This is a genomic window from Kordia sp. (assembly GCF_022447245.1).
In the GTDB taxonomy this organism is placed as follows: Bacteria; Bacteroidota; Bacteroidia; order Flavobacteriales; family Flavobacteriaceae; genus Kordia.
The window spans coordinates 54,944-68,770 of the sequence record NZ_JAKVBC010000015.1 but is presented as its reverse complement, the minus strand read 5'-3'; the positions used below and the strand labels follow the sequence as shown (position 1 = coordinate 68,770).

10 protein-coding genes are annotated in these 13,827 nt (G+C 33.0%); 4 read left to right on the top strand and 6 right to left on the bottom strand.

Features of this window, described 5'->3' with window-relative positions; genetic code table 11:
- Positions 1–16 precede the first annotated feature (16 nt).
- The 3 genes from MK119_RS11920 to MK119_RS11910 form a co-directional block, all read right to left on the bottom strand.
- Positions 17–1,177 carry a PLP-dependent aspartate aminotransferase family protein gene (locus MK119_RS11920; RefSeq protein ID WP_290678877.1) on the bottom strand — a complete coding sequence of 387 codons (1,161 nt, stop codon included), beginning with the start codon at positions 1,175–1,177 and terminating at the stop codon, positions 17–19.
- 48 nt (positions 1,178–1,225) lie between these two features.
- The gene (locus tag MK119_RS11915) at positions 1,226–2,635 is read right to left on the bottom strand and encodes an MATE family efflux transporter (RefSeq protein ID WP_290678874.1); all 1,410 of its coding nucleotides are present in this window, start codon (positions 2,633–2,635) and stop codon (positions 1,226–1,228) included.
- 279 nt (positions 2,636–2,914) lie between these two features.
- Complete coding sequence (locus MK119_RS11910; protein WP_290678871.1) at positions 2,915–3,541, bottom strand: glutathione peroxidase; 627 nt, start codon at positions 3,539–3,541, stop codon at positions 2,915–2,917.
- A 128-nt stretch (positions 3,542–3,669) separates the two neighbouring features.
- Between MK119_RS11910 and MK119_RS11905 the strand changes: the two genes are divergently transcribed.
- Positions 3,670–4,257, top strand: coding sequence for a CHAP domain-containing protein (locus MK119_RS11905; protein ID WP_290678868.1), 588 nt, complete (start codon positions 3,670–3,672; stop codon positions 4,255–4,257).
- Positions 4,258–4,338: 81 nt separating this feature from the next.
- Here the strand turns inward: MK119_RS11905 and MK119_RS11900 are convergent, their stop codons facing one another.
- Positions 4,339–4,542, bottom strand: coding sequence for a hypothetical protein (locus MK119_RS11900; protein ID WP_290678865.1), 204 nt, complete (start codon positions 4,540–4,542; stop codon positions 4,339–4,341).
- Between the two features lie 707 nt (positions 4,543–5,249).
- Between MK119_RS11900 and MK119_RS11895 the strand changes: the two genes are divergently transcribed.
- Genes MK119_RS11895 through MK119_RS11885 form a run of 3 tightly spaced genes read left to right on the top strand, consistent with a single transcriptional unit; the run spans position 5,250 to position 9,439 of the window.
- Positions 5,250–7,619, top strand: a complete 2,370-nt coding sequence (locus tag MK119_RS11895; protein WP_290678862.1) for an outer membrane beta-barrel protein — start codon at positions 5,250–5,252, stop codon at positions 7,617–7,619.
- A gap of 30 nt (positions 7,620–7,649) precedes the next feature.
- Entirely contained in the window at positions 7,650–8,663 is a 1,014-nt protein-coding gene (locus tag MK119_RS11890; RefSeq protein ID WP_290678859.1) for a histidine kinase, read from the top strand.
- An 11-nt stretch (positions 8,664–8,674) separates the two neighbouring features.
- A complete protein-coding gene (locus MK119_RS11885) occupies positions 8,675–9,439 on the top strand; it encodes a LytTR family DNA-binding domain-containing protein (protein WP_290678856.1) in 765 nt (254 codons plus the stop codon).
- 99 nt (positions 9,440–9,538) lie between these two features.
- Here MK119_RS11885 and MK119_RS11880 read toward each other — a convergent pair whose 3' ends face one another.
- The gene (locus MK119_RS11880) at positions 9,539–10,060 is read right to left on the bottom strand and encodes a hypothetical protein (RefSeq protein WP_290678853.1); all 522 of its coding nucleotides are present in this window, start codon (positions 10,058–10,060) and stop codon (positions 9,539–9,541) included.
- Positions 10,061–10,402: 342 nt separating this feature from the next.
- Positions 10,403–13,711, bottom strand: a complete 3,309-nt coding sequence (gene ccsA, locus MK119_RS11875; RefSeq protein WP_290678850.1) for a cytochrome c biogenesis protein CcsA — start codon at positions 13,709–13,711, stop codon at positions 10,403–10,405.
- Between the last annotated feature and the right edge of the window lie 116 nt (positions 13,712–13,827).

Sequence of the window (13,827 nt, the reverse complement as noted above, 5' to 3'; positions counted from 1 at the left end):
CTAATTTTAATTAAATCTATTTGCCTTTCTTCGCCTTTTTTATAGCTTGCTTCAAATCTGCAATGATATCTTTTCGATCTTCAATTCCAACCGAAAAACGAATGAGTCCATCTGCAATTCCTTGTTTTTGGCGCTCTTCAGGTGTTAGCAATGCGTGAGAGGCTTTTGCTGGACTCAAAATAGTACTTTCTACACCTGCCAAACTCATAGAAGGTTTGATCAATTTGAGCGATTTAAAAAATATTTCCACATCATAATCAGATTTTAATTCAAAAGATAGCATTCCGCCAAATCCAGACATTTGTGACTTTGCTAATTCGTAATCTTCATGCGATTTTAAACCAGGATAATAGACTCTTGCAACTGCTTTATCTTTTTCCAAAAAATTAGCTAGTTTCATTGCATTTTTATTTTGAGCAACTACACGAATTCCCAAGGTTTTCATACTTCGTTCTAACATCCAAACAGTAAAGTCACTTAAGCTTCCACCTAAGTTTTTTCCCAATTGAAAAATACGATCAATGTGATCTGCGGAAGCAGCAACAGCTCCTGCCAAAATATCACTATGCCCACCAAAATACTTTGTAGCACTGTGAATTACAATATCAATTCCCATAGTCGCTGGCAACTGATTTACAGAACTTGCAAAAGTATTGTCAATCATACTCACCAAATTATGCTTCTTAGCCAATTTGACAATTTTTCGAATATCCGTTATTTTCAACAAAGGATTGGAAGGTGTTTCAATGTAAATTACTTTAGTATTGTTTCTAATTTCTTTTTTGAAATCCTTACTATCAAGACTTTTTGTGAATGAATATTCTATTCCATACTTATCAAATTCTTCTAGCACAAAATTCATCGTACCACCATACAAAGCATTTTGTAATACAATATGATCTCCTTTCTTTAAAAAAGCTAATAAACTTGTACTAATAGCTGCCATACCACTACCAAAAATCATCGCAGCTTCTGTGTGCTCTAAAGCCGCTATTTTTTTACTCAACGCTTGCTGATTTGGTGTATTGAAGTATCTCGGATAACGTTTTACATCCACATCGTCAAACGCATACGAACTGCTTAAATAGATTGGTGAAATGGCTCCTTTAAATTGTGTGTCTTTTATTTCTCCTGTATGAGTGCAGACAGTATTAAGTCCTAATTTTTTATTCTTCATGCAACTAATTTTCGTTGCATCTAAATTACAAAACTGCTTCGTATAAACCTAAACTTCCACAGCTTTCCATTTTCCTTGTTTAAATACAAATATTCCGACAATAGCAATTAAAACTTGTGCAAAAGTAATTGCCCAAAATACACCTTGAGGTCCTAGATCAAAATAGATTGCCATTAGATATGCAAACGGCAATTGAAATGCCCAAAAACAAAAGAAATTGATAACCGTTGGTGTTTTGGTATCTCCTGCCCCATTGAAAGACTGAATAACAACCATTCCATATCCATAGAATATATAGCCCGCTGCAATAATTTGCAAGCACGAAGCTCCATTAGCAATCACAATACTTTCATCTGTAAATAAGCCAATAATCTCTTTTGCAAATACCAAATAAGCAATAGAAACTATTCCCATAAACAAAGCATTGTATTTCCCTGTTTTCCATACGGAAGTCTCTGCTCTATCTGGCTGTTTTGCTCCTAAGTTTTGCCCAACCAATGTTGCTGCTGCATTGCTCATTCCCCAACAAGGTAATAATGTAAACATAACAACACGAATGGCAATGGTATAACCTGCTAAAACATCACTTCCAAATTCAGACATGATACGCATTAATACTATCCAACTGGAAGTTCCAATGATAAATTGCCCAATTCCGCCAAGGGAAATTTTCAATAGATTGATCATAATTCCAGCACGTAATACCAAGTCTTTAAAATTAATTTTAATCACACTCCAACCATAAAATAGTATAGCCAATTGAAATACAACCGCGCTTCCACGGCCAATTGGAGTTGCTATGGCAGCACCTTCTAGGCCAAATGCAGGAATAGGGCCTAATCCAAAAATAAATAACGGGTCGAGTAATATATTGAGACAATTGGATAAAATTAACGCTTTCATGGCTACAGAAGCATTTCCTGCACCTCTGAAAATGGAATTAATTAAAAAGAGTAACATAATGGTAACGTTTCCTCCCAAGAGAATTTGTGTGTAACCATATCCTTCTTCAATAAGATCTGGTTCACCTCCCATAAGTCCTAAGATTTCTTTTGGATATATAATTCCAATAACGCTGACAATACTTGCTATGAATACACCCAAAAAGATCGCTTGTGCAGCTATTTTGGAAGCGCCATCAGGATCTTTTTCGCCAATTCTTCTTGCAACCATTGCGGTAGCTGCCATACTTACGCCAATAGCGACAGCATATACTAGCGTAACTACAGATTCTGTGAGTCCAATAGTGGCTACAGCATTGGTACTAACTTGTGAAACAAAAGCAATATCTACTATAGCGAATATCGATTCCATCAGCATTTCAAGAATCATGGGAATTGAAAGCATAAAAATTGCTTTGCGAATGCTTCCAGTAGTAAAATCGTTTTGAATCCCTTTTAAAGCGTCTTTAAAGTGAGAATATAATTGTTTGATTGATAATTTATGGTCGTGTGACATGTTGTAATTTTATATATTAGAAAAGTGTAACCCATAGAAGATTAGGTTACAAAAAAAGGTCGAACTCCATCGACAGGTTCCGAATATATACTACTTACAATTCCATAATGGTACAAATATCACTATTTTTTTGAATTATCCAAATCTAAAAAAAGCGAGCGTAGAAGTTTTTGTCTTCCAAAAAATCAGCATTTGTCACTTCGAGCGCAGCAGATAAATAAATGAAAACTATTATTTTATTAAATCTCAACTGCGCTCAAACTGATATAATTACATGTATTATGACTTACTTTCTATCCAAGTCAATACAGTTTCGTCGTTTGGTAATGTTTGTGGTGCAATTACTTTTTCTAATTCACCATTTGCGTTGATCAAATACTTTTGAAAATTCCAAGCAACTTCCGAATCTTCCAATCCATTTTGTGATTTTTGCGTGAGGAATTGATACAAATCATGCATGTCATTTCCTTTTACTGAAATCTTCTCCATCATCGGAAAAGTTACGCCGTAATTGGCTTTACAAAAAGTCGCGATTTGTTGATTAGTTCCAGGTTCTTGCGCACCAAAATTATTAGCTGGAAAACCTACAATCGTAAAGTTTTTGTCTTTGAAAGTTTCGTATACATCCTGTAATTGCTCATATTGTGGTGTTAATCCACATTCAGAAGCTGTGTTTACAATCATTACTTTCTTTCCTTTTAAATCGGCTAATTTAAAATCGTTTCCAGAAATATCTTTTACTGTGAATTGATGAATTGAACCTTTTTCCATAGTCTTTTTGGATGTTTTTTGGGTTGATGTTTCTTTCGTAGTTTCTACTTTTTTAGCAGTTTCTGAAGTTTTTTCTTTAGGTTTGGATGTACAACTGATAGCACAAGCAACCAATACTAGCATGAATATTCTCATCGAGTTTTTTAGTTTTTTGTAAAAATACGAAAGTATTTAGTTAGATATTGAATGTTGTTATCACTTTATCAATGAATCTTGTGATATTTTATTTTTTATAATCATATTGATTTTTTAATTTTCTCTCCATGAAACGAAAATTGATAATTTTTGGTTTACTAATACTATCAAGTGTTGTTTTTTTGATAGTATCACAATATGTAAATACAAATCCTTTTAGAAGCGTTGGCAATACGTTAGATTCCTTCAATAACGTTACGGTATATTATAATGGAGCTGTTAATAATGTTGAAAAACGAAATGTAACTAAAGACGGATACAATTTAGGATTACAATACCAATGTGTAGAGTTTGTAAAGCGGTACTATTATGAATATTTACAACATAAAATGCCTGATAGTTACGGGCATGCCAAAGATTTCTTTAATCCAAATGTGAAAGATGGAAACCGCAATACACAACGAAATTTAATTCAATATACAAATGGAAGTCTTTCCAAACCCAAAGTGAATGATATTTTGGTATTTCAGGCTTCTTGGTACAATTCGTTTGGACATGTAGCCATTGTCATGGAAGTCACAGAAGACGAAGTCATTATTATTCAACAAAATGCTGGTCCATTTAGCAATACACGTGCTACATACGAATTAGTTCAAGAGAATAATCGTTGGAAAATTTTAGATAATCAGGTTCTTGGTTGGTTGCGAAAAGAATAATATACAAATGATAGAAAACTCAAAGAAGCTATCTAAAACTCCTAAATATAATCATTCGTAGATAGCTCCTTTTTGCTCCATTTAGACTGGCGTAATGTCTACACACATTAAAATATACGTACATGGTCTGATACGTCTGTAATAACATCCTTCAGGTGGTGGAGCCAATACTGGTTCTTCACATGGTAAATCCCCAATTGGACTTGGCACTAATGCGCCACCATTAATTGTTAGCTGTTCAGCTTTACTTAAAGCCTTACCGATACTTAAAATTTGTTTTTTCATGATTAAATAATTTAAGTTATTAATTATTAAAAATTTTTGGTTTGCATATTACACCATAGAAAATGATTTTACAATTTAAAACCTAGTATTCATAATACAATTGCAATCATTTAATAAAACATGGGTCCATTAAGTAGTACATTCACTATGTATTATACACTTTAAGAAAATAAGCGTAGAGAAATTTCAGAGAATAAAATTCTTGGCTAGTTTTGGAAAGGATGGTGATTTCATATCATCATCTTACTTTTCCTTTCCAAAAAATATCTCGGCTGGTATTCCAAATATTTTAATTCCTTTTGGAAAAAAATAAGCAAATACAAAAACGCCTATTATAGATAGTATGATAAAAATTGTTTTCATGTAATGTTAGTATATGTTTATCCTAAAAAGTAACAGAAATACTATTTGATAAAAAACTACATGATTTTTGTTTCTTTTTGTTTTTTAAAACAAGTCAATACGATGTTTCAACCTGAAAAATCAAACATTCGTTTTTAGGGAATTTTATATGTCATTTTTATCTCAATCATCTAGAAACACCTACAAATACTACATATAAGTGTTCTTTTATAGTATTTTTTTAACGGTAAAAAATCCCCGTTTCACCTTTTTTTAATCCCAATTCGGCAGAATCTGCTTTCCTACATAAGGTTTCTAAAACATATTTGTGCATCAATTAAAACGAACAGCAAAAAACGACAGTTATGTTAAAAACTTTACTCAACATTATTTTATATTTCGCAAGTTTTTCAATGCTTGCACAAAGCACAATCTCTGGAAAAGTCACAGATGAAGCTAATCAAATATTATCTTTTTCAAATGTTGTATTATATAACAGCAATAACGATACACCACTAAAAGCCGTAATTGTAGAAGAAAACGGAATGTATACATTTAGCAATGTAAAAAACGGAACTTTTATTGTGGAAGCTTCCTTATTTGGTTATAAAACAAAACGTTCCATTGTATTAAATATTGATACTACTAAAAATGTAACGTTCGATTTTGTACTAAAAGAAGATGTCCCTGAAAATTTAGATGAAGTTGTGGTAGTAGCCAAAAAACCTGTAATTACACAAAATGCAGAAAAACTTGTGGTGAATCTGGAGAATTCTGAAATGGTGAATTCCAATGTCCGAGATGTCATGAAAAAGATTCCTGGCGTATTGGTTACAGGTAGTAATTTGAGTTATGCCGGACAAAACAATCTCCGCATTTTGATCAATGGAAAACAAACCAATTATATGGACATGCAAACGCTATTGCGTGAAATGCCAGCCGATAATATTGCCAAAATTGAACTAATACAACAACCTGGTGCAGAATATGATGCAGACGGTTCGGGCGCATTGATCAATATTATTTTAAAGAAAAATGTAAAATTAGGAACTTACGGAACTTTAAAAAGCATGGTAGGATATGCAGATGATTTTACCTTTAGAAAAAGTGCTTCTATTGCAAGCTTTAAAGGAAAAATTAACTGGCAAGCAGGCGCGAGTTACTCTCGTGGTTCTTGGCGAGAAGATCTACAAATCATTCGTCGTGTTGGAGATGATGTGTATGATCAGTTTTCACGTTCTCCTTTTGATCCAAATACTTTGCGTATAAATGCTGGATTGGATTATTACATCAACAAAAAACACTCGGCAGGAATAAGTGTGCAGCGTGTCGGAAGTTCTTCAAATCGTGTTACGGATAATGTAACTAATATTACTAGCAATGGAATATTGGATGTCTTAGAAACGGATAACAGATTTGAACGCGATTGGACTTTATACGTAATTGATCCGTATTATGAATATGACGATGACAAAAATAAAATTACACTCGATTTCACATATGTAGATTACAATTCTATGAATGAAAACAACTTATTTCAAGTAGGACAAAGTATGGTAGATTATGACAACCAACGTTATTTTCAAGATGCTGATTATAATATTTACACGTATCAGGTAGATTACAAACGTATATTGAATGATAACATTTCGGTACGTGCAGGATTGAAACTATCCAGTGTCGATTCTGACAGCGATTTGCAATCATTGGTGCAAACCACTACGGGCGATTTTATAAATAATCCAAATCAAACCAATCGTTTTTTAATTGACGAAGATATCATGGCCGCGTATGCAAAAGTGAATGTAAAATTAGATAAATGGTCATTTTCTGGAGGATTGCGTTGGGAACAAAGTGAAACTACAGGAACTTCTCAAAACCTAAATACTTCTTTAGATAGAACTATTGCAAAGTTTTTCCCTAGTTTGAGCATTTCAAGAAATATTACGGATGAAATTGCTGCCAATGTTGCCTATAGTTACCGCATTCAACGTCCATCTTATGAAACTTTAAATCCGTTTGTTTACTACTATGATCCATTTACCTTTGAGCAAGGAAATCCAACATTGCGTCCTGCATTGACTAATAGTTTTCGTTTTAACTTAACCTATGAAAATCAACCGTTTTTTGGTGTAAGCTATAGCAGAACTGACGATACTTTATTTGAATTGATCTCACAAAACGATGCTACTTCAGAAACATCTCGTTCTGTCATCAACTTAGCAAAAAATGAAAATTGGAGTTTCAATCTTTTTGCGCCATTGAGTTTTATAAAAGGTTTGGAAGGTTATACGGGAGTTATTGTGAATTACAACAGATTTATGTCGGAAAACCTAAATCCAGTGTTAGACAACAAAAAATGGAATATGACTTGGTTTACGAGTGCTGAGTACAAATTACCATGGGGAATTCAATCAGAAGTTTCTGGATATTATACTTCAGGAGGATTTGAAGGACAAATTGAATTTGATTGGATCGCAGGTTTAGACATCGCATTTAGTAAAAAATTCATGAATGATCAGTTGAAAGTCAGTGTAGAATTGGAAGAAATTTTAGATCGAAAATTTAACGGGGCTATCAATTATGACAATGTAAATGCAAATATCATCAGCGATTTTCCTCGTAGAAATATATTTTTACAGTTAAGTTACAGTTTTGGAAATAAATACAACAAAAAGAAAAGTAGAAAAAATAGTGCTGGAGACGAAGTTAATCGTATAAACACCAAACAATAATATTATTTGAATTATTTTTAAGGAGTAATTATGGATACAAGACTCAATAAATCGGATTTTATACTTTTCCTTATATACTACGGTGTATCTGTATTTATGAATGCTTATGAATATAGCAATAGAGGAAATGACCTGATAGAATACTTTTTAGACATACCAACATTTGTCATTTTAGATGTTGGTATGATATTCATCTTCATGTATTGGTTATTGCCAAGTTTTATTATTAGAGAGAAAAAGTATTTTCACTTTATTTTTTGGGCAATTTTATTAATGACTATTTCTGGTTTTGTTAAAGATGTAGTTGGTCATTACAGTGGAGGAAAAGATTGGAACTTATTTAAATTTGACTTTCAATATTGTCTAGAATATATCTCTAGTACTTCAGAAAGTATTGGGTTACCGTTTGGATTATTGATCGCAAAAAAATACTATGAAAACCAAGTACTTTTTAGCAATATTACTGCAAAACAAAAAGAAAATGAATTAAAATTATTACGTTCACAAATCAGTCCGCACTTTTTATTTAACAATTTGAATACGCTAGATGCTTTGATTGATAGCGATACTGAAAAAGCTAAAGAATACATTAACCGTTTGTCCTTAATTTACCGTTATTTGATTCAAACCAAAGATGCTGAAGTCATGGAATTGACCGATGAATTGAATTTGGCAGAAAATTATATTTTTTTAATTAAAACACGTTTTGGAAACGACTACGATTTTACAATTACAAAAAACGTATTAATTGAAGATAAATTTGTCCCAACAGGAGCTATTCAGACATTATTGGAAAATATTGCAAAACACAATCGTGCTCAACATGGAAAAGCCATAAAAGCTACATTAAAAATTGATGAAGACTGGCTCACAATTTCAAACACAAAAAGTACTATAAAAACAAATAAAGATTCACTAGGAACAGGTTTAAAAAACTTAGAGTACAGATATAAATTACTTTCTGATCAAAAACCAGAAATCACAGATACGTTACATGATTTTACGGTTAAAATCCCAATTATAAAACTTAGTGAAGAATCATAAATTATACCTTGATGCACATATTAATTTTAGAAGACGAAATTCCTGCTTACGAGAAACTTTTAGCCAATTTAGAAGCTTATTTTAATGATCCTTTTGCTCATGATTGGGCACGTTCTACAGAGAAAGCGCGTGCGTTTTTAGCACAACAAACCTATGATTTTATTTTGTCTGACATTCAGTTGTTGGATGGGATTTCTTTTGATGTTTTTAATACCGTAAAAATAGATTGCCCAATTATTTTTTGCTCGGCGCACGACGAGTATTTGTTTGAAGCATTTCGTACCAACGGCATTGCGTATATTTTAAAACCGTATACGAAAGATGATATCAGTCATGCATTGAACAAGTTTCAATCCTTTTTTAGGGCTGAAAGTTATCAACCTATACATAATGATACTATTGATTTATTAAAATCTGCTTTAAAACAAGAAGAGACCAACTATAAAAAACGCTTCGTCATTAAAAAGTCGAAAGGTATTCAATTGTTGAATGTGAGTGATATTAGTTTGATAGAAGCTTCTGGTGATTTTTGTATGGCCATAGATGCTTCTGGCAAAAAACATCCAATTTCTCAGAATTTAGGAAGTATTCAACAAGTACTCAATCCTTTGAAGTTTTTCCGTATCAATCGCAGTCAAATAGCACATATTGAATACATTGAAAACATTGAAAGTCATTTTAAAAACCGCTTACTTATTCAGCTTACAGGCATCAAAGAAAAAGCAATGACAAGTTCTTCTACAACTTCTGATTTTAGAAAATGGCTGGAACAGTAAGGAATTATATATTGTAAGTTTTAAATGTTGAATGTTGAATTACTTTGCTATTAAAACTTAGTACTTCTAATTTGAAACCTAAAATTCATCAAATAATATTTATTTCATTTCCGTTTCTTCCTCAAGGATTTCTACGTGGTCATTTAGCTCAAGAACTTCGACAGAATAATACATTTCTACATCTTTTGGATATAATGTTTTCATGGTCAAACTATAGTCCACTATGAATTTTTGTAAATCTAACAATCCATTGGTAAAAAAGTGAATCTTATTTTCGTTATGTGAAATTTGCAGCGTACCATATTTCTTTTCTTCAGATTTTTGTCGCTGTCTTTGTTTCTTTAAGAATTCTTCTATTTTCCAGACTGTATCATTGGTAGATATTTGCTTCTGAAAAATAGTTTTCCATTTGCTTTCTTTACCAAAAGTATCTCCTTTGTATAGAGCTTTTATGTGTATTGAATCAGTCTTTTTTGTGATTTCAATTCGTTCATATCCTTTATATGTACAAACAGAGTGATTAAACCTCATTTTAATAGTATCTGATTCTTTGATCTTTTTCTTAAAATGGAATATATCTGTTTTGAGGTCAAATTTAGATGTGACCAATTCGGTTTTCACTTTGGGTTCTTTTTTGCAAGAAACCAAAACTAAAGTCAAAACGAATATTGAAAGTACGTTCTTCAAATTACTTAAAATGAAACATAAACGTATAAAGGTAAAAAAATGCTTCTAAAAGAAACACTTAATTATAAAGTAAAAAATAAAACTCATGATACCGTTTTTTTGATGGTTGATTGATGTAACTTAGAAGTAATACGAATGACATACAATCTTGTTACAACAAAAACTGTTTTTTTATTTCAACCTTTCAAGAATAAAAAAAATCAAAGCAAATTATGCATCAAAATTCGCCTTGATTTATATATCGAGAAGTACTAAAAAGTTAAAATATGCTAAGTACTAAGCTTTTACTTTCTTTTTGTTTTTGTAATGAATTTGGTAACGCCAATAACTCAATGCGCCATACGCTAACCAAATTGCAGTAGCTGTATATACAAATGGCAATCCTAAAACTGCGTCTCCTGTCGCATACGAGTGCAACCCGCTAAGGACAAAATTCACCCCAAAATATGTAAATAAAATAGAAGCAAAAGCCGAAATAGACATCCAGTTAAAGAACCAACGACCACGTAATCCTGGTACTAATCGCATGTGAATTATAAATGCATATACCATGATACTAATTAACGCCCATGTTTCTTTTGGATCCCATCCCCAGTAACGTCCCCAACTTTCATTAGCCCACATTCCACCAAGGAAGTTTCCAATAGTCAGCATCACCAAGCCAATTGTAATTGCCATTTCATTAATCGTTGTAATTTCTTTTAAGTTGAGTTCCATCCGCTCTTTGTTCTTCTTATTCGTCAAAATAATTAGCAATAATGATACAACTCCAAGAATCATAGCCAAGGCAAATGGTCCGTAACTTGCTACGATAACTGCCACGTGAATGAGCAACCAATAACTATCCAGTACAGGTTGTAGGTTTGCAATATCTGGATCGAGCCAGTTCATGTGCGCTCCCCATAAAATCATGGCTACAACAAAAGTAGTTGCAGAAATCGTTAAATCGGATTTTCGACCAAAAAGCAGTCCGAAAAGCATCGTTGCCCATCCTACATAAATCATGGACTCATACGCATCACTCCACGGTGCATGACCCGAAAGATACCATCGTACAATAAGTCCCGCAGTATGACAGGCAAATAAGGCTACAATTAGCCATTTGGAAACCTTGATAGCAGTTGCAATTCCTTTCCTATCTTTAAATATTTGAACAATGATAAAGACAAACATTAAAAATCCAACTAATAAATAATACATCATTAATCGTTCAAAAACGTTGACTTTATTGTAAATAATTTCTGTTTCTATTTTTGTGTCTGATGGCAACACAGCACTTCCAAATTCTTGTTGTCGCAGGCGTAAACTCTCTACCATTTTATCTGCTTGTGAGTAATCCCCTGATTGCTGTGCGGCATTTAACATCAATGCGTACACATTCATTGCACTCTTAACATATTTCTGATATAGTGAATCTTTTGGTTGAAAACCAACTCCTGGGTTATCTTCATAGTCTTTACTTGAAATCCATTTGTTATTTTCATGATTCGGTAATGGGAAAATTTTAAATAAATCTCCACGAATTGATCTACTCAACAAACCAAGTTTTAAATCATATTCCTTGATTGCCTTTTCGTACTGATTTGGCTTATTTGTGGAATAAGCATCTTGTGTATATGGATTCAGTTTATATTCGTTTTGCGACGTAAAGAAATCCAACATAGACGCATATTTATCGCTTTTTTCAATTCCAATGATATTACGAATACTATCGTGTTTTTGTCTCTTAACACTTATAATGTTTGCATTATACCACATTTGTGGATATTGAATCATCGAAATCAATACTTGTTCAGGAGACAAGCCTGCATAATCATCTGTTTTACTTAATTTACGTACTAATTCTCTTGCGTACGTATGTGCTGGTTTCATACGTCCATTTTCATCTTGAATTACCAACCGTGCAAACTTATCGGCATGTGCTTGTGGAACTGCATTGGCAACGATAATAGAATCTATTTGCGCATCTGTATATGGTTTTATGATAGCTTCATGATCATGTCCATCATTAGGTGAATGTGCTTCTCCTTGATGTGTATCTTTCACCTCTTGGGTAACTTCTGTTTGCACCGAATTTTGCTCCACATTTTCTTGTGCATACATTCCCATCGTGAATAGCAATGCTACAACTGTAGATAACTTTGCTTTTTTCTTTTTGACCTTTTCCAATTGCTTTTTTAAATCACCAAAACGTGTGTGTTTGTCAAATAAAATTACCATCAATGCTAAATAGAGTAAAAAATATCCTAAATAGGTTATATTGGTTCCCCAGTAATCATGACTTACAGATAGGATCGTTCCTTTTTCATCTCGATCAAATTGTGCTTGAAAGAAACGATATCCTTCATTATCTAAAACATGATTCATATAAATATCGTAATCAAAGGGCTCTTCTTCCTTATTATTTACAGTTACTTTACTCATAAACGATTTGTAATTCGCTTGACTAATAGCTCCTGGATGACGTTCAGCAATAAAGTCGTTCAATTTCATGCTAAACGGAAGTTTCAATCTTTCTGCTCCATAAAACAACCAAAAGTCAAGTCCAGCTACAGTCACTTGTACAGGTTTCATATCATACCCTTTTCCGCCTAAGACACGTACTTCTTGTGTTTCTCCTTGGCTAGAGACTTCAAGAATAACAGCATCTGCCTGATCTTTTAGTTTTTCAGGAGTTTCTACTACGCCAATTTTTCCTTTTATTGCTGGCTGTGGAACCACAAACTGTAATCCTGCTAAATTGTATAAGGACCCCAATTGAAATGGTTGCAGACTGTCTTTAAGTACTTTTTGTTGCATGCGCGTTTGCATGATCATGTTCGTTCCTTCAAACGGACTTTTCATAGTATAGTTGCCATATTCGTCTGCCATGATATTGATGGCTCCGTCTACAGGATTATTGAACGTAACTAATATATTGTGTATGCTTTGTGCTTTTGCGCCTCCTTGTAAGAAATGATTGTGACGGTTTCCGCCTCCAGATTCTACAATTTTCAATAATTCTTCACCATTTTCATCTGGTATAATTCCTTCTTCAGCTCCTTGAATAAATCCTTTATAGTCAATTGTAAAATCTTGCTTGTTAAAATCGCGCTCCCAAGGAAAACCTTCTTGAACCCAAGTTGTCGGTGCAATTCCTTCTGGAGAAATTAAGTAATCACCTTTTAAGATACGTCTTCTAGGTTCTCCGTCAATTTCACCATCAACCCAAGCTTTGATATATGTTTTTTCAGAGAGAAAGGTATTTTCGGTAGCTCCTTCACGAATTGGCATCACACCTTCATAACTAACATAACGTGTAATAAACGCGCCAAGAATGATAAAGATAAATGACAAGTGAATGAGCAATGTTGCCCATTTTTCTTTTCGCAATAAGCGATAACGGAAGATGTTTCCAAAGAAATTAATCATAAATAAAAGTAAGATTAACTCAAACCACCACGCATTATAGACGTATATTTTAGAGGTTATTGTACTGTATTCACTTTCAACAAAAGTTCCTATTCCCATGGCCAAAGCAAATGCAAAGAAAAGAAGTGCCATTAATCGTGTAGAGAAGAGAATATTCTTAATGATATTACCCATTGTGTAGCGTTATCGTTTAGATCAAAATTTCAATATGCAAAAATACGGTATTTTGCATAATTTAATGTCTATTTAATACGCAATTTATTCTTATTTAGGAATATTCTAAGTTGAAG

Excerpts from the sequence above, each read along its gene's own strand:
- MK119_RS11895 (WP_290678862.1), top strand. The coding sequence starts at position 5,250 with ATGTTAAAAACTTTACTCAACATTATTTTATATTTCGCAAGTTTTTCA.
- MK119_RS11900 (WP_290678865.1), bottom strand. The coding sequence starts at position 4,542 with ATGAAAAAACAAATTTTAAGTATCGGTAAGGCTTTAAGTAAAGCTGAA.
- MK119_RS11910 (WP_290678871.1), bottom strand. The coding sequence starts at position 3,541 with ATGAGAATATTCATGCTAGTATTGGTTGCTTGTGCTATCAGTTGTACA.
- MK119_RS11920 (WP_290678877.1), bottom strand. The coding sequence starts at position 1,177 with ATGAAGAATAAAAAATTAGGACTTAATACTGTCTGCACTCATACAGGA.
- MK119_RS11885 (WP_290678856.1), top strand. The coding sequence starts at position 8,675 with ATGCACATATTAATTTTAGAAGACGAAATTCCTGCTTACGAGAAACTT.
- MK119_RS11890 (WP_290678859.1), top strand. The coding sequence starts at position 7,650 with ATGGATACAAGACTCAATAAATCGGATTTTATACTTTTCCTTATATAC.
- MK119_RS11915 (WP_290678874.1), bottom strand. The coding sequence starts at position 2,635 with ATGTCACACGACCATAAATTATCAATCAAACAATTATATTCTCACTTT.
- MK119_RS11905 (WP_290678868.1), top strand. The coding sequence starts at position 3,670 with ATGAAACGAAAATTGATAATTTTTGGTTTACTAATACTATCAAGTGTT.
- ccsA (WP_290678850.1), bottom strand. The coding sequence starts at position 13,711 with ATGGGTAATATCATTAAGAATATTCTCTTCTCTACACGATTAATGGCA.